The sequence below is a fragment of the Niveispirillum lacus genome, from assembly GCF_002251795.1.
GTDB classification, from domain to species: domain Bacteria; phylum Pseudomonadota; class Alphaproteobacteria; order Azospirillales; family Azospirillaceae; genus Niveispirillum; species Niveispirillum lacus.
In genome coordinates, this window is record NZ_NOXU01000027.1 from 238,390 (window position 1) to 251,805 (window position 13,416).

General features: G+C 64.1%; 16 protein-coding genes. 8 read left to right on the forward strand and 8 right to left on the reverse strand.

Annotated features, from left to right (window positions below; translation table 11 throughout):
* Positions 1-3 precede the first annotated feature (3 nt).
* The 3 genes from CHU95_RS10215 to CHU95_RS10225 form a co-directional block, all read right to left on the reverse strand.
* On the reverse strand, positions 4-546 hold the full coding sequence (locus CHU95_RS10215; protein ID WP_094456228.1) for a hypothetical protein: 543 nt from the start codon (positions 544-546) through the stop codon (positions 4-6).
* 151 nt (positions 547-697) lie between these two features.
* Positions 698-1,636 carry an SAM-dependent methyltransferase gene (locus CHU95_RS10220; protein ID WP_094456229.1) on the reverse strand — a complete coding sequence of 313 codons (939 nt, stop codon included), beginning with the start codon at positions 1,634-1,636 and terminating at the stop codon, positions 698-700.
* Positions 1,637-1,764: 128 nt separating this feature from the next.
* A complete protein-coding gene (locus CHU95_RS10225; RefSeq protein WP_094456230.1) occupies positions 1,765-2,409 on the reverse strand; it encodes a LuxR C-terminal-related transcriptional regulator in 645 nt (214 codons plus the stop codon).
* A 346-nt stretch (positions 2,410-2,755) separates the two neighbouring features.
* On the opposite strand from CHU95_RS10225, the gene galU reads away from it, so the two are divergent.
* The 4 genes from galU to CHU95_RS10245 all read left to right on the forward strand — a co-directional run bounded on the left by galU (position 2,756) and on the right by CHU95_RS10245 (position 5,876).
* Positions 2,756-3,625 carry a UTP--glucose-1-phosphate uridylyltransferase GalU gene (gene galU, locus CHU95_RS10230; RefSeq protein ID WP_094456307.1) on the forward strand — a complete coding sequence of 290 codons (870 nt, stop codon included), beginning with the start codon at positions 2,756-2,758 and terminating at the stop codon, positions 3,623-3,625.
* Between the two features lie 148 nt (positions 3,626-3,773).
* Entirely contained in the window at positions 3,774-4,541 is a 768-nt protein-coding gene (gene modA, locus CHU95_RS10235) for a molybdate ABC transporter substrate-binding protein (RefSeq protein ID WP_094456231.1), read from the forward strand.
* Positions 4,541-5,239 carry a molybdate ABC transporter permease subunit gene (modB, locus tag CHU95_RS10240; RefSeq protein ID WP_094456232.1) on the forward strand — a complete coding sequence of 233 codons (699 nt, stop codon included), beginning with the start codon at positions 4,541-4,543 and terminating at the stop codon, positions 5,237-5,239. The genes modA and modB overlap by 1 nt, the downstream gene beginning before the upstream one ends.
* A complete protein-coding gene (locus CHU95_RS10245; protein ID WP_094456233.1) occupies positions 5,232-5,876 on the forward strand; it encodes an ATP-binding cassette domain-containing protein in 645 nt (214 codons plus the stop codon). Before modB ends, CHU95_RS10245 begins: the two co-directional genes overlap by 8 nt.
* Here the strand turns inward: CHU95_RS10245 and deoC are convergent.
* The 4 genes from deoC to CHU95_RS10265 are packed head-to-tail and all read right to left on the reverse strand — an operon-like array spanning position 5,870 to position 9,014.
* Positions 5,870-6,649 (reverse strand): deoxyribose-phosphate aldolase, encoded by a 780-nt coding sequence (deoC, locus tag CHU95_RS10250; RefSeq protein WP_207762441.1) that lies wholly within the window; start codon positions 6,647-6,649, stop codon positions 5,870-5,872. The two genes, CHU95_RS10245 and deoC, sit on opposite strands and share 7 nt — an antisense overlap.
* Before the next feature lies 1 nt (position 6,650).
* Complete coding sequence (gene cdd, locus CHU95_RS10255) at positions 6,651-7,064, reverse strand: cytidine deaminase (RefSeq protein WP_094456234.1); 414 nt, start codon at positions 7,062-7,064, stop codon at positions 6,651-6,653.
* A 34-nt stretch (positions 7,065-7,098) separates the two neighbouring features.
* Complete coding sequence (locus tag CHU95_RS10260; protein WP_094456235.1) at positions 7,099-7,668, reverse strand: L,D-transpeptidase family protein; 570 nt, start codon at positions 7,666-7,668, stop codon at positions 7,099-7,101.
* Between the two features lie 8 nt (positions 7,669-7,676).
* A complete protein-coding gene (locus CHU95_RS10265; RefSeq protein WP_165772114.1) occupies positions 7,677-9,014 on the reverse strand; it encodes a penicillin-binding protein activator in 1,338 nt (445 codons plus the stop codon).
* A 31-nt stretch (positions 9,015-9,045) separates the two neighbouring features.
* Between CHU95_RS10265 and rsmI the strand changes: the two genes are divergently transcribed.
* Both rsmI and CHU95_RS10275 read left to right on the forward strand, forming a co-directional pair.
* Positions 9,046-10,005, forward strand: coding sequence for a 16S rRNA (cytidine(1402)-2'-O)-methyltransferase (rsmI, locus tag CHU95_RS10270; RefSeq protein WP_094456309.1), 960 nt, complete (start codon positions 9,046-9,048; stop codon positions 10,003-10,005).
* Positions 9,989-10,372: a YraN family protein gene (locus CHU95_RS10275; protein WP_094456237.1), complete on the forward strand. Its 384-nt coding sequence runs from the start codon at positions 9,989-9,991 to the stop codon at positions 10,370-10,372. Before rsmI ends, CHU95_RS10275 begins: the two co-directional genes overlap by 17 nt.
* 1 nt (position 10,373) lies before the next feature.
* Here CHU95_RS10275 and CHU95_RS10280 read toward each other — a convergent pair whose 3' ends face one another.
* Positions 10,374-11,696 carry an RsmB/NOP family class I SAM-dependent RNA methyltransferase gene (locus CHU95_RS10280; RefSeq protein WP_094456238.1) on the reverse strand — a complete coding sequence of 441 codons (1,323 nt, stop codon included), beginning with the start codon at positions 11,694-11,696 and terminating at the stop codon, positions 10,374-10,376.
* Between the two features lie 136 nt (positions 11,697-11,832).
* On the opposite strand from CHU95_RS10280, the gene msrA reads away from it, so the two are divergent.
* On the forward strand, positions 11,833-12,342 hold the full coding sequence (msrA, locus tag CHU95_RS10285) for a peptide-methionine (S)-S-oxide reductase MsrA (RefSeq protein ID WP_094456239.1): 510 nt from the start codon (positions 11,833-11,835) through the stop codon (positions 12,340-12,342).
* A gap of 86 nt (positions 12,343-12,428) precedes the next feature.
* Positions 12,429-13,316 (forward strand): RNA polymerase factor sigma-32, encoded by an 888-nt coding sequence (locus CHU95_RS10290; RefSeq protein ID WP_094456240.1) that lies wholly within the window; start codon positions 12,429-12,431, stop codon positions 13,314-13,316.
* Positions 13,317-13,416: the final 100 nt, after the last annotated feature.

The window sequence follows — 13,416 nt, forward strand, 5'->3', positions numbered from 1 at the left end:
GCGTTACTGCCCGGATGGACCGGGGGAAGAGGCTTGGATGGCGCACTGGGTGCCATGGGTCTCACACTGGGCCAGGGCATCGGTGCGGGCCTGTTCCTCCGTGTCGCGGACAACCCAACCGAAGCCACCCTCCGCTGACCAGGCCAATGCCTTGGCACCGATGGCCTTTTCATAATCAGCCACAACCTCACCCTTCAGGTCGGGGGCATCCGTGTGGCTGCGCGCCAGTTCACCCAGCATGGTCCCGCCCGCCACCGCCTGACCATCGACAGAGATGATGCGGCAGGTTTCGCGCGTTACCTCAGCGCAGCGGGCCAGGGCCGCAATACGGGCCTCTCCATGATCGACACCCGACGCATAGCCGACGGCACCATCATCGGCCAGAGCCAGGGCTTTCGGGCCTTGCAGCTTGTCATACATGGCGATGGCTTCCTGACCCACGCCGGACAGGGAGCGCAGACCCTGTTCCGGCTTGGCCGCCTGGGCCAGCAGCGGGAAGGCAATGATAGCGGCGGTGGTCGCCAGCACGAACCTGATCGTCGACATGATGTCCCTCCGTGACGGTCGTGCCAACCGGCTCCGGTTGGCTTCACGGGGGAGAACACAGCCCATCGCAGCCGGGTTCCCGCCCGGTTGCACCGGTCACGAAAAGACCTTGTTTTGGGCGGATTTCAGAGGCGCTGCCATCAAACCGCCATCAATCGGCAAGCTTGATCCAGGTCAGCTCATGCTTGTTCTGGCACAGATGGACCAGTTGGCTGCCGGGAATGGCGGCGAAGGCGCGTGCCGTCTCATGGTCGGTCTCTCCCTGGAACTTCAGGGTGCAGACATAATTTCGGGCCAGACCGGACTCCAGCCAGCCCTGGATCATGCGATAAAGACGCGACGGGTAGCAGATGACATCGCAGGCCAGCCAGTCCACCGGACCGATATCCGATGGCTTGATGCCAAATGCGCTTTCCCGCCGTTCCGTGACGCCGGGCAGGGCGGCGATCCGGGGGTCTAGCGGTGCCTTGTCCACAGCAATGACCCTGGCGCCGCAGCTTTGCATCACCCAGGTCCAACCACCGGGACAGGCCCCGAGGTCGATACATTGTTCCCCTGGCTGTGGCGTCCGGCCAATGCGGGTGAAGGCTTCCCACAGTTTCAGATAGGCCCGGTTGGGCGGGGTGACCTTATCCTCAATCAGTTCAATCTCGCCATTGCGGAACGGGCTGGAACAATGGGCCGCCGCCAGGATGGTGTTTTCGTTCAACAGGGTCCACGACCCCAGCGGGGCTGTCGGCGGTGGCGTGAAGAAGCTCAGGGGCTTTGCCGACACATGGGGCAGATTATCCTGGATAAGCTGGGCCCGACGGTGATGTTGAAACCCATAGAGCGCCCAGTTGCGCTGGATGGAGCGCAGGGCCTTGGCGCCCTGCTTGATGGACTGGATGGGGATGAGCACCGGGTCGTACCAGATATTCTGGGCCCAGGCGGCGGCGCGCGGCGGGCCATCCGCCAGAACCAGTCGACCATGAACCGACCGCACATCGCCCAGTTCGACCAGCAGAGGGTCGAGAAACTCGTCGGCTGCCAGATAAGCGGTGGCGCCCAATGGCGTGGCCACCGGGGCCGTCACTTCGTCCATGCCCATGGCAGGTCCCCTTCCAGAAAAGCCGTGGCACAGAACACAGCCGTCATGGGCCCGTCAAGCGGGGGCGAACAGCATCCAACGGCAAGCGATCCCGCCATCCCCAACAGAAGACGGGTGTGTGAACCGGATCAGGCCTGGAGATCCCCCGACGCGATCACGGCCTGCGTCCGGTTGCGGACACCCAGGCTGCGCATGACCGCCGTGACATGGATCTTGACCGTGCCTTCGGACAGCCCCAGTTCGTAGGCGATCTGTTTATTGGACTTGCCCTCGCGCAGGCAGCGCAGCACGTCACGCTGGCGCTGTGTCAATACCGGGGCCGTCCCGCCGCTATGGCCACCAGCATGGGATACACTGCCCGCCACACCCGGCCCATCGCCCAGAATGGCCGCCGGCGGAACATAGATGCCGCCGGAGAAGATCAGGTTGAGGGCCGACAGCATGATCTTCACAGAAGAAGATTTGGGGATGTAGCCCGAGGCACCAGCATCCAGCGCAGCGCGGACATCGGCCTGCGCCTCCGAGGCAGAGACGATCACCACCGGCGTGCCGGCCTGCGCCTCGCAAATTTCCTGCACACCGGAAAAACCCGGAAAGCCGGGCATTTGCAGGTCCAAGAGCACCAGATCGAAATCCTGCCCTTCACGGGCCATTTCCAGCACTTCGTCAAATGTACCGGCTTCCACGAAACTGGCCTGATCATCCAGTTGGACCAGCAGGCGGCAGAGCCCCTCACGGAACAAAAGATGGTCGTCACCAATCAGGATTTTCATCAGTCGATCCCAGCCCGATTATCACACATCCGCCCACCCCGCGCCGCCCCACGCGGAATGATATGACGGCCGCAAGGGACGGAAGTCCCAGTGTCGCCATCTTATGGACAGCGTCACACCCTTATTAAATCAAAATCCCATGGCTGTCTGTGACAAGTATCGCGGTCATCCGGCATCGGCGGCACAAACCGCAAGGCCGGCTGGTTGGCGATAACGCACCGGCTTCTCCGGGTTGCCTTCGCGGCTTTGTTGCGGGAGGCGTGCGGGACGTGGCACAACAGACAAAAGCATCCCGTTCCGGCGGGCTGCGGAACAGATGATGATGGCTGTCAAAACAGGGATGAAGATGCCCCAAAAAGTGCGCAAGGCCGTGTTTCCGGTCGCTGGTCTCGGCACCCGCTTCCTGCCGGCCACCAAGGCCATCCCTAAGGAAATGCTGCCGCTGGCCGATCGCCCGCTGATCCAGCATGCCGTGGATGAGGCCAAGGCTGCCGGCATCGACCAGTTCTGCTTTGTCACCAGCCGCGGCAAAAGCCCGCTGGAGGACCATTTCGACCTGAACTATGAGTTGAACGAGACGCTGCGCCGGCGGGGCAAGGCCGATCTGCTGAAGATCGTCGAAGATATTCAGATCGAGTCGGGTTATCTGTCCTATGTGCGTCAGGCGCAACCGCTGGGTCTGGGCCATGCTGTCTGGTGCGCGCGCGAATTTGTCGGCAACGAACCGTTTGCGGTTCTGCTTCCCGATGAACAGGTGCTCGGCGACAAGCCCTGTCTCGCCCAGATGATGGAAGCCTATGATCAGGTGGGCGGCAACCTGCTGTCCGTGTTCGAGGTGCCACGCGAACAGACCAATAAATACGGCATCCTGGACATTGCGTCGGAAGATGGAAAGCTGGTGTCGGTCAAGGGTCTGGTGGAAAAGCCGGACCCGGCTGTCGCCCCGTCAAACCTGTCAATCCAAGGCCGCTATATCCTTCAGCCGGAGGTTTTCAAACATCTGTCCGTGTTTGAAAAGGGCGCTGGCGGTGAGATCCAGTTGACGGATGCGATGGCCAAATTGATCGGCCATCAGCCGTTCCATGGTTTCAAGTTCGAAGGCCAGCGCTTTGATTGCGGCGATAAACTGGGCTTTGTGCTGGCCAACGTTGCCTACGCGCTGGAACGCCCGGACATGGCAGCAAAGGTCCGGGCCGCACTGAAGGAAATGCTCTGATCCTCTCCCGTACTGGGGATCAGGAGAGGGGGGTGGCGGGTCCACCCCCCCTTTTTGTTTGGAAGCACGGTCGAACAGCGGACGTTGTATTCCATAGGACATAACGATAATCTCACACTCACCCTTGTCCCCTGCTGCCGGGTACCCCATGCGCTTATCCCGCTTCACGCCCCTGCTGATTGCGTTGGGTTTATTGCTGGCGCCGGCCGCCTCGGCGCGCGACACCACCATTTATGCGGCTGCAAGCCTGAAAGTGGCATTGGATGAAGTGTTGATCGGGTACCGGGCGCAGACTGGGGCCGGGGCCGTCGCAGCCTATGCCGCCAGTTCGGCGCTGGCCAAGCAGATCGAGGCCGGGGCACCGGCCGACATCTTCATTTCGGCCGACCAGGAATGGATGGACCATCTGGCCAAGGCTGGCCTGATCCAGACCGACACCCGTTTCACCTTTCTGGGCAACCAGTTGGTTCTGGTCATCGAACGATCGCGGGCCAAACGCCTGACTATTGACAGAACCCTGGATCTCGTCGCCCTTCTGGACGGGCGGCGTCTGGCGGTGGGGGAGGTCAATGCTGTGCCGGCCGGGCGGTATGCCAAGGCTGCACTGACCAGACTGGGCCTCTGGGCCAAGGTTGCGGACAAACTGGCACCGGCGGAAAATGTGCGTGCCGCGCTGGCCCTTGTTGCGCGGGGTGAGGCCGGGGCGGCAATCGTTTATGCCACTGATGCGCGGCTGGAACCTGGCGTGGCCATTGTCGGTGTGTTCCCCGCCGACAGCCATGCCCCGATTGAGTATCCTGTGGCCCTGGTCAAGGGGGCAGACACCGCCAAGGCCAAACCGCTGCTCGATTTCCTGAAATCCGAGGAAGGACGGCGGCACTTCATGAACCAGGGCTTCACGGTACTGACCAGGTAATGGGCGATTTCACAGCAGAGGAAATGACGGCCATCTGGCTGTCGGTGAAGGTGGCCTGCTGGGCCACCGCCGTCAGCCTGGTCCCCGGCATTCTCGTGGCGTGGCTTCTGGCCCGACGATCCTTTCCGGGTCGTATCCTGCTGGACGCCTTTGTCCACCTGCCGTTAGTCCTCCCGCCGGTGGTGACGGGCTATCTGCTGTTGCTGCTGTTCGGGCGCAACGGTCCGATCGGTCGGATGCTGGCGGATATCGGCATCGTGCTGTCGTTCAACTGGACAGGCGCGGTTCTGGCCTGTTCAGTCATGGCTTTCCCCTTGCTGGTCCGTGCCATCCGCCTGTCGATGGAGGCGGTAGATACAAAATTGGAAGATGCCGCCGCCGGGCTGGGCGCCCCTCCCTGGGCTGTATTCCTGACCGTCACGCTGCCCCTGTCATTACCCGGCATCCTGTCGGGCGCCATTTTATGTTTTGCCAAGGCGTTGGGGGAATTCGGCGCCACCATCACCTTTGTCGCCGCCATTCCTGGCGTAACCCAGACCCTGCCTGCCGCCATCTATGGGCTGACCCAGGTACCGGGCGGGGATGCCGCGGCCCTGCGCCTGACGCTGGTGGCCGCCCTGATCGCCATCATGGCTGTAACCGCCAGCGAGTTGCTGGCCCGGCGGGTTCGGCGGCAGGTGGAGGGGCGGGATGCTTGACCTGTCGCTGGCCCACCGCCTTGGTGATTTCACCTTGACGGCAGAACTGCGTATCGGTGCTGGCGTCACGGCCATCACCGGTCCCTCGGGGGCAGGCAAGACAATGCTGTTATCCCTGATTGCCGGCCTTACACGACCGGCGCGCGGGCAGATCAGCCTGAATGGCATTTCCCTGGTCAATACGGAGACGAAACAGTTTGTACCGCCGCATCGCCGCCATATCGGGCAGGTGTTTCAGGAGGCGCGGCTGTTTCCGCACCTGAATGTCCGTCATAACCTTCTCTATGGCCGACTGTTCGCTGGCCGAAACAGGATCGGACCGGCCCTGGAGACCATCGTCGATCTGCTGGACATCGCGCCGCTGCTACACCGCCGGCCCCGTGACCTGTCGGGGGGGGAGCGGCAGCGGGTGGCCATCGGCCGGGCGCTGCTATCCAACCCCACCTTGCTGTTGCTGGACGAACCGGTATCCGCCCTGGACCCGGTGCGCAAAGCGGAACTGTTGCCCTATCTACGCCGGTTGCGGGACAGTACCGGCCTGCCCATGCTCTATGTCACCCACCAGCGGGAAGAGGTGGCGGAGCTGGCCACCGCCTGGGTACGGGTCGAAAACGGCATGGTCACCGCCGATCAATAACCCGTTGTCACCGGCATCACCGGTCCCTGCCCCAACACGCCCAGCAGCGCATCAAGCAACCCGGAAGCGCCAAAGCGGAAGGTGGCGGGTGAAACCCAGTCCGGGCCACAGATTTCATCCGCTAAGGCCAGATACTGGCCAGCCGTCTCCACGTCGCGGATACCACCCGATGCCTTGAACCCGACCGCGCGCCCGGCATCGCGGCACGCGGTCAGCATGATGCGGGCAGCGCCCAGCGTCGCCCCGGCCGGGACCTTGCCGGTGGAGGTTTTCAGGAAGTCAGCCCCCGCCGCAACAGCCACTTGCGCGGCCCGCGCAATCAGGGCTGGCTTTGCCAAGGCCCCACTTTCCAGGATGACTTTCATCGTGGCATGACCGCAGGCGGCACGACAGGCCAGCAGATGGTCCGCCGCCCGCTGGTCCCCCCCCATTCCCGCCATTATCGCGGCATAGGGCATCACCACATCAATCTCGTCCGCCCCATCGGCCAGGGCGCGGGCAATCTGATCCACAACCTTTTCCGCCGGCAAGGACCCGCCGGGGAAATTCACCACCGTTGCTACCTTCACGCCCGTGCCCGTCAGGCATCGTTTTGCCTGCGGAACAAAAGACGGCCAGAGGCAGACTGCCGCCACATGGCCTACCGCGGTCACAGCTTTCGTGCAAAGCGCTGCGGTGCTGAACGCATCATCGGCATCGTTCAAGCTGGTCAGATCCAGCAATGGCAGGGTCCGTGTGGCAATGTCGAGAATGTTCATTTCGGTACCGGACATATTAAAACCCCAGATTGTCGGGACCAAAGCTGAACGGCAGCAACTCCCCCAGGGTGAAGCTACGGCGATGGCCGCCAGCGTCATGAACATGGATGGGCGTGTCGGGGCCCGCGAATTCCCGGATGCGCTGACGGCAGCCGCCACAGGGCGTGCACATCAGGCCGGACCCCGCTTCCCCGCCCACCACCACAATCTCCGCAATCCGGCGATCCCCCGACGCCACCATCAGGCCGATGGCCGTCGCCTCGGCGCATTGGCCCTGCGGATAGGCCGCATTCTCCACATTGCATCCGGCATAGATGTGTCCGCTGTCGGACCGGATCGCGGCACCCACCTTAAACCCGGAATAGGGTGAATGCGAATGGGCCCGCACGGCCAGCGCAGCGGCAAACAGGTCGGGGACGGGACTGGTCATTGGAACCTGCACGGTCAAAGGAAAAGGCAAAGCGTTACAGCAGACATTCAGGGCCGTTGCCACCGGCCGGATCACAGACAGCCAGCGCCTCTGGCGAGGGGGCGATGACCATGCGGTCACCGGGCTTCGCCGCCGACAGAAGGGTCAGCATGTCGGCAAGCTGCACCGCCACGCAGCCCGCTGTCGGGCCGTAATCGGCGTCGCTCAGGTGAAAGAACACGGCACTGCCCATACCGGGTACCGGCGGGTCATCATTGTGGCCCAGGATGACGATGATGTCGTAGACAAGCCTGTCGAGCCACAATTCCTCCCGGCTGGCGGCAAAGGGCAGTTTGACCGGGCGGTTATAGTCGGGATGGGCGGGGTCATCGCACCAGCCATCATCCCGGCTGATCGCCGATACGGGCAACCCCGTCATCGGCGGCGCCAGACGGTCGGCGCGGTACAGGACCCGGCGCAGGGTGAAGGCCCCGACGGGCGTTCCCCCGTCCCCTTCCCGCTTATCCAGCCGAATGCCCGTCCGCCCCACGGCACAGCGCACGCTTGCGCCATTCCAGGTCAGATAATGCTGGCCGTCACGGGCCTTGGCGACATGGATATCCATGGGCACCCTCAAGAAGTCGGGGCGGGAACAAAGCTCTGCGGGGCGGGATCGACAGGGGTGGTGCCGGTGCGCGTCACCTCCATCACGGCCAGTCCGCGCTCCGCCGTGCCGCCCGGCAGCAGGCGGAAAATCCCCTCCGCCCCGGCAAAGCCATTGGCATTGGTCAGCGTCGGGACGGTGAATCCCGCCCCGCCTTTGGCCAGCACGGCGGAGAGTGCCGCAGCATCATAGGCCAGCGTGGCCAGACGGTGTGGGCGATAGCCGAAGGTCTGCTGGAACCGCGCCTCAAACGCATCGCGCCCTTCAGGGGCTGGGGCAGCGAACCAGCCACCAACCAGGGCTGCCTCCCGGCCCAATCCCGCCTCGTCCCACAAACCGGTGCCCAGCATACGAACGGGACCGGGATCAATATCGAAGAAGGGAAACAGGGCTGCCAGTTCACGCAGCGTTTGACCGCCTTCGGCGATTAAGACGGCATCGAAAGGCAGCGGCCCGAATGTGTCGGCATTCGACAGGCGGCGCAGCGCTGCCAGCGACTCGGGATCACCCAAAGCTGTCAGCCGGGCGCGTTCGGCGCCCAGCGCCGCCTGTCTCTGCTCAAAATCCGACAGGCTCTTGACCAGTTCGGTCAGGTTGGTGGCGCCCGCCGTGTAGCGTTCGACCTTGGTCACGGTCCCGCCCGCCTGTTCCACCGCCTCCCGCAGAGACTGAACCGTCGCATCACCATAGGGGGTGGAAGGGGCCACCACACCAAAGCGCATCAGACCCCGCGCCAGGGAAAGGCCGACGACCCGCCGCACCTGTTCGTGCGGCTGGAAACCCAGGGTCCAGACGCCGCCGCCCGCCACGTTCCAGTCGCTGGAAAAGGACAGGACGGGCGTGCCCGATCGGGACGCAACTGGCTTTACCGCCGCGGCTTCGGCCCCGAACAGCGGGCCCAGAATAATCTCCGCCCCATTCTCGATCAGGCCCTGCGCAGCGGTGGCGGCGATGCCGGGGCTGCCCTGTGTGTCACGGGGCAGCAGCGTGAATTTCTCATCCCCCAGGTCGAACAGCGCCATTTGCGCCGCGTCCAGCATGGACTGGCCCAAGGCAGCGTTTGCACCCGAAAGCGGCAGCAGCAGGCCCACCCGCACCTTGTCATCCTTGGGTGCGGTCACCGGCGTTTCGGCCACGGGCGGCGGGGTCACCGGGGGGGCAGGCTTGGGTGCCACCTGCGGCGGGGGTTGCGGGGCGGGGGCCGGGGCCGGTACGCTGCCAGAGCCGGCGCAACCCGCCAGCAGCCCGACGCAGGCCGCCAGCGTCACCAGCCACGACGCATTGCGCCGACTTTCCATCCCACGCATTCGGAACCCCTTCCCTTTGACGTCACCCAGCATGGACGACCAACCCGACCTTGACGCCGCCCTGGACGGGGAATTCCCCGAGGAAGGCGATAATGATGTGGTGGCGCAGCCTAGCGGCAGCGGCGCCATCCGTAAACCTGGGGCCGGGCTTTACATCGTCGCCACCCCCATCGGCAATGCCGGCGACATCACCTTGCGCGCGCTGGACATCCTGCGGGGGGTCGATGCTATCGCCTGCGAGGATACGCGCGTCACCGGAAAATTGCTGCGCCGATACGGTATCCGTACCCGGATGCTGCCCTATCACGACCATAACGCGGCAAAAATGCGGCCCATTCTGCTGGACCGCATCGCCCAGGGTCAGGCGATCGCCCTGGTCAGCGATGCCGGTACACCCCTGGTCAGCGATCCGGGCTTCAAGCTGGTGCGAGAGGCGAAGGACAGGGGCCTCGCCCTGACCCATCTTCCCGGTGCCAACGCTGCCATCACGGCGCTGGTCCTGTCGGGACTGCCCAGCGACCGCTTTCTGTTCGGTGGCTTTCTGCCGGCCAAATCAGGGGCACGGCGAACCGAGCTGGATCTTTTCCGCACGCTGCCCGCCACCTTGATCTTCTATGAATCAGCGCAGCGTCTGGCCGAGATGCTGACCGATGTCGCCGCCAGCCTGGGCAACCGGGAAGTGGCGGTGGCGCGCGAGCTGACCAAACTGTTTGAGGAGGTGCGGCGGGGCACGGCGTCGGACCTGTCCGCCCACTATACCGAGAAGGGGCCCCCGAAGGGCGAGGTGGTGGTGGTCATCGGCCCGCCGGCCGAAGGGGCCGCCGCCAGCGATGCGGCCGACATGGATGGCCTGCTGAAGCAAGCCTTGCAGGGCGGGATGAGCGTGCGTGACGCCGCCGCGCATGTCGCCACCATCACGGGCCAGCCCAAGAAACAGGTCTATGCGCGGGCCTTGCAACTCGGGACGGGGGGCGATGGCGGGGAGCCGTGACAAGTTTGACCGCCGCCGCGCCGAACGGCTGGGCCGCATCGCCGAATGGCTATGCTGTCTGGTTCTGTGGCTGAAAGGCTACCGTATCCTGGCCACCCGTCTGCGCCTGCCGATGGGCGAGATTGATATCATCGCCGCCAAACGCGGGGTGCTGGCGGTGGTGGAGGTCAAGGCGCGGCGCAATCTGGCCCTGGCCCTGTCATCCCTGCCCCGCACCAGTTGGCGCCGACGGTATGCCGCCATCAGCCAATATGTTGCCCATCGCCCGCATCTGGCCCAGTACGCCATCCGCTTCGACCTGATGGCCGTTCTGCCCCGCCGCCTGCCCCGGCATGTGAAGGATGTCTGGCGGGCAGAGGGATCGTAACTTACGGCACCCGCCGCAGCCGCGCCGCAAAGAACCCGTCCATGCCGCCAATCTCGGCCAAATGGCCCGGCGTGCAGCGGACATAACCTTCCGGGGTCAGCAGGTCCACAAGACCCCCGACCTCATCCGCCGTGACCGGCACCACCTGCATCTCCGGACGACGGTAGAGCAGGTTGGTGATCTGGTTCTCGCCCTCTTCCGCCTGAAGCGAGCAGGTGCAATAGACCAGGGTGCCACCGGGCTTCAGCATGTCGACAGCACGATAAAGCAGGCGGGACTGGATACGGCCCAGCTTCTCCACGTCTTCTTCCGACTTCAGCCGCGCCACATCGGGGTGACGCCGGATGGTGCCGGTGGCCGAGCAGGGCGCGTCCAGCAGCACGGCATCCACCGTCACGTCGGGACGCCATTCGGCCGCGTCCGCCACCACCGTCGTCACCTGCGCGCCGAAGCCAAGGCGGGCCATGTTCTCCGACAGGCGGACCAGACGCTTGTCCGATCGATCCACGGCGATGACGCGGGCACCGGCGGCGGCCAACTGCGCCGTCTTCCCGCCGGGTGCGGCACACAGGTCAATGGCGTCACGGCCCGTCAGGTCGCCGAACAGGCGGGCGGGGATCGCGGCGGCGGCATCCTGCACCCACCATCCGCCTTCATCAAAGCCGGACAGTTCCGTGACCTGCCCGCCCGCGGCGCGGCGCAGGCTACCCGTCGGCAATGCCTGGGCTTCCAACCGTTCAGCCCAGATGGCGGCGTCGCGCTTCACGCTGATATCCAGCGGTGCCTCGCCCAGATGGGTCTCCACAATGGCGCGGGTCAGGGCAGTGCCATAGGCTTTGCGCCAGGACAGCCACAGCCAGTCGGGCGTGTTCAGCCGCCCGGCATCCTGTTCTGCCAGGATGGACAGGCGTTCGCGGTCCAGCCGACGCAGAACGGCATTGATCAGCCCCTTATAGGGGTGCTGCTTGCGCGCCACCGCCAACTCAACCGCCGTATCGACGGCGGCATGGGCAGGGGTCCCCAGGAACAGTAGCTGGGCCGCCCCCAGCCGCAGGATATCCTGCACCACGGCCTTCAACTGCTGGCCCTGCTTGTTCAGGCTGCCCTGGATGGCGGCATCAATCTGGCCCAGGCGGCGCAGGGTGGTGGCGACCAGCATCCGTACAAAAGCGCGGTCGCGCGGCTCCAGCGCGCGCAAGGAGCGGCTGGCATCCCAGGCATCATCAAAGGGCACGCGCTTGGCCAGCACGGTGAACAAAAGGTCAAGGGCCGCACCGCGCGTCGCAAGCGCGCTGTCGGCCGGGCTGGTGGTCGCATCATTCATGGCCTGGGGATGTACCCTGCCCGTCACCGCTTGTCGAACGCCGATGACGCAAAGGTGCCCGCCACCCGATACTGGACTTAACCCTTGGTGCGCACCACATCTACCATCCTGTTGAAGGATGATAAGGAAAACGCACATGACCATCGAACGCGCCATCCTGGCCGGCGGGTGTTTCTGGGGCATGCAGGATCTGATCCGCAAGGTCCCGGGCGTGGTCGGTACCCGTGTGGGCTATACCGGCGGGGCGCTGACCAACCCCACATACAAGGATGTGAAAACAGGTCGGACCGGTCATGCCGAAGCCATTGAGATCAGTTTCGACAGTGAAAAACTGACCTACCGTCGCCTGCTGGAATTCTTCTTTCAGATCCATGACCCGACCACATCCAACCGTCAGGGCAATGATATCGGCAGTCAGTACCGTTCCGCGATCTTTGTTGAAAATGCGGCTCAGGCCGAAACCGCCCGCCATGTGAAGGCAGAGGTTGATGCCAGCGGCCATTGGCCGGGCAAGGTGGTCACGGAAATTACCGATGCCGGGCCCTTCTGGGAGGCCGAGGACTTCCACCAGGATTATCTGGAGCGCAATCCCCATGGCTATACCTGCCACTGGGTTCGGCCCGACTGGGTGCTGAACGGACGCTGATCTTTTTTATCAGAGTTCGGTGATCCAGCCGTCGCTGCCCCACGTATCAACGATCAACAAGATCATTGCACGTGGGAGAGTGACGGATGGCTTCAATCGATGATCCCCAGACGCAGCGGGCCAACATGGCCTTCATCCGTTCATCGATGAAGGAGCCGTTGCTGGCCCGTGACCATGAGCTGGATCTGGCCCGGCGCTGGCGTGAACAGGGGGATGAGAAAGCCCTGCACGAACTGGTGCGTTCCTACACCCGTCTGGTCGTGGCGACGGCCGCACGCTTCCGCCATTACGGTATTCCGTCCGGGGATCTGATCCAGGAAGGAAATATCGGTCTGATGCAGGCCGCCGCCCGGTTTGAGCCCGATCGCGACGTTCGGTTCTCCACCTATGCCGCCTGGTGGATTCGGTCGGCGATCCAGGATCATATCCTGCGCAACTGGTCGATTGTACGCACCGGCACCACAGCAGCGCAGAAATCTCTGTTCTTCAACCTGCGCCGCCTGCGCGCGAAGATCGCTGACAATCCTTCGGCGGAGAACATGTCCGATGATGCCCGCCGGCTTGTGGCGCGCGAACTGGATATTGATCCGCGTGAGGTGGAGACGATGGAAATGCGTCTGGCCGCCTGTGACCAGTCGCTGAATGCCACCATGAGCATGGATGGTGAGGCGGAATGGCAGGATGTGTTGCCTGACAACCGCCCCAATCCCGAAGACATCGTCATCGGCATGCGTGATGGCAACATGCGGTCGCGCTGGCTGGCCGAAGCACTTGGCGAGTTGAGCCCCCGCGAGCGGCGTATCATTGCCGAACGGCGTCTGCGGGATGAAGGGGCGACCCTGGAGGAATTGGGCCGCGCCCTGGGCGTGTCCAAAGAACGGGTCCGCCAGTTGGAGAACCGCGCCATGAGCAAGCTGCGCGCCAGCATGATGAAGCGCGTCAGTGATGGCCGTGATCTGCTGATGGAAGCATAATCAGGACCAACATTGTTGGATCTGGGGACGGCGACGCCCCGTCCCATGCCCCGATCCCGCCCGTTACAGATTGAAAACGGGTAAGCCCCCCTCACCGCCG

Bases quoted from the DNA above. Each gene is read 5' to 3' on its own strand.
- CHU95_RS10215 (WP_094456228.1), bottom strand. From the start codon at position 546: ATGTCGACGATCAGGTTCGTGCTGGCGACCACCGCCGCTATCATTGCC.
- CHU95_RS10220 (WP_094456229.1), bottom strand. From the start codon at position 1,636: ATGGGCATGGACGAAGTGACGGCCCCGGTGGCCACGCCATTGGGCGCC.
- CHU95_RS10225 (WP_094456230.1), bottom strand. From the start codon at position 2,409: ATGAAAATCCTGATTGGTGACGACCATCTTTTGTTCCGTGAGGGGCTC.
- galU (WP_094456307.1), top strand. From the start codon at position 2,756: ATGCCCCAAAAAGTGCGCAAGGCCGTGTTTCCGGTCGCTGGTCTCGGC.
- modA (WP_094456231.1), top strand. From the start codon at position 3,774: ATGCGCTTATCCCGCTTCACGCCCCTGCTGATTGCGTTGGGTTTATTG.
- modB (WP_094456232.1), top strand. From the start codon at position 4,541: ATGGGCGATTTCACAGCAGAGGAAATGACGGCCATCTGGCTGTCGGTG.
- CHU95_RS10245 (WP_094456233.1), top strand. From the start codon at position 5,232: ATGCTTGACCTGTCGCTGGCCCACCGCCTTGGTGATTTCACCTTGACG.
- deoC (WP_207762441.1), bottom strand. From the start codon at position 6,649: ATGTCCGGTACCGAAATGAACATTCTCGACATTGCCACACGGACCCTG.
- cdd (WP_094456234.1), bottom strand. From the start codon at position 7,064: ATGACCAGTCCCGTCCCCGACCTGTTTGCCGCTGCGCTGGCCGTGCGG.
- CHU95_RS10260 (WP_094456235.1), bottom strand. From the start codon at position 7,668: ATGGATATCCATGTCGCCAAGGCCCGTGACGGCCAGCATTATCTGACC.
- CHU95_RS10265 (WP_165772114.1), bottom strand. From the start codon at position 9,014: ATGCGTGGGATGGAAAGTCGGCGCAATGCGTCGTGGCTGGTGACGCTG.
- rsmI (WP_094456309.1), top strand. From the start codon at position 9,046: ATGGACGACCAACCCGACCTTGACGCCGCCCTGGACGGGGAATTCCCC.
- CHU95_RS10275 (WP_094456237.1), top strand. From the start codon at position 9,989: ATGGCGGGGAGCCGTGACAAGTTTGACCGCCGCCGCGCCGAACGGCTG.
- CHU95_RS10280 (WP_094456238.1), bottom strand. From the start codon at position 11,696: ATGAATGATGCGACCACCAGCCCGGCCGACAGCGCGCTTGCGACGCGC.
- msrA (WP_094456239.1), top strand. From the start codon at position 11,833: ATGACCATCGAACGCGCCATCCTGGCCGGCGGGTGTTTCTGGGGCATG.
- CHU95_RS10290 (WP_094456240.1), top strand. From the start codon at position 12,429: ATGGCTTCAATCGATGATCCCCAGACGCAGCGGGCCAACATGGCCTTC.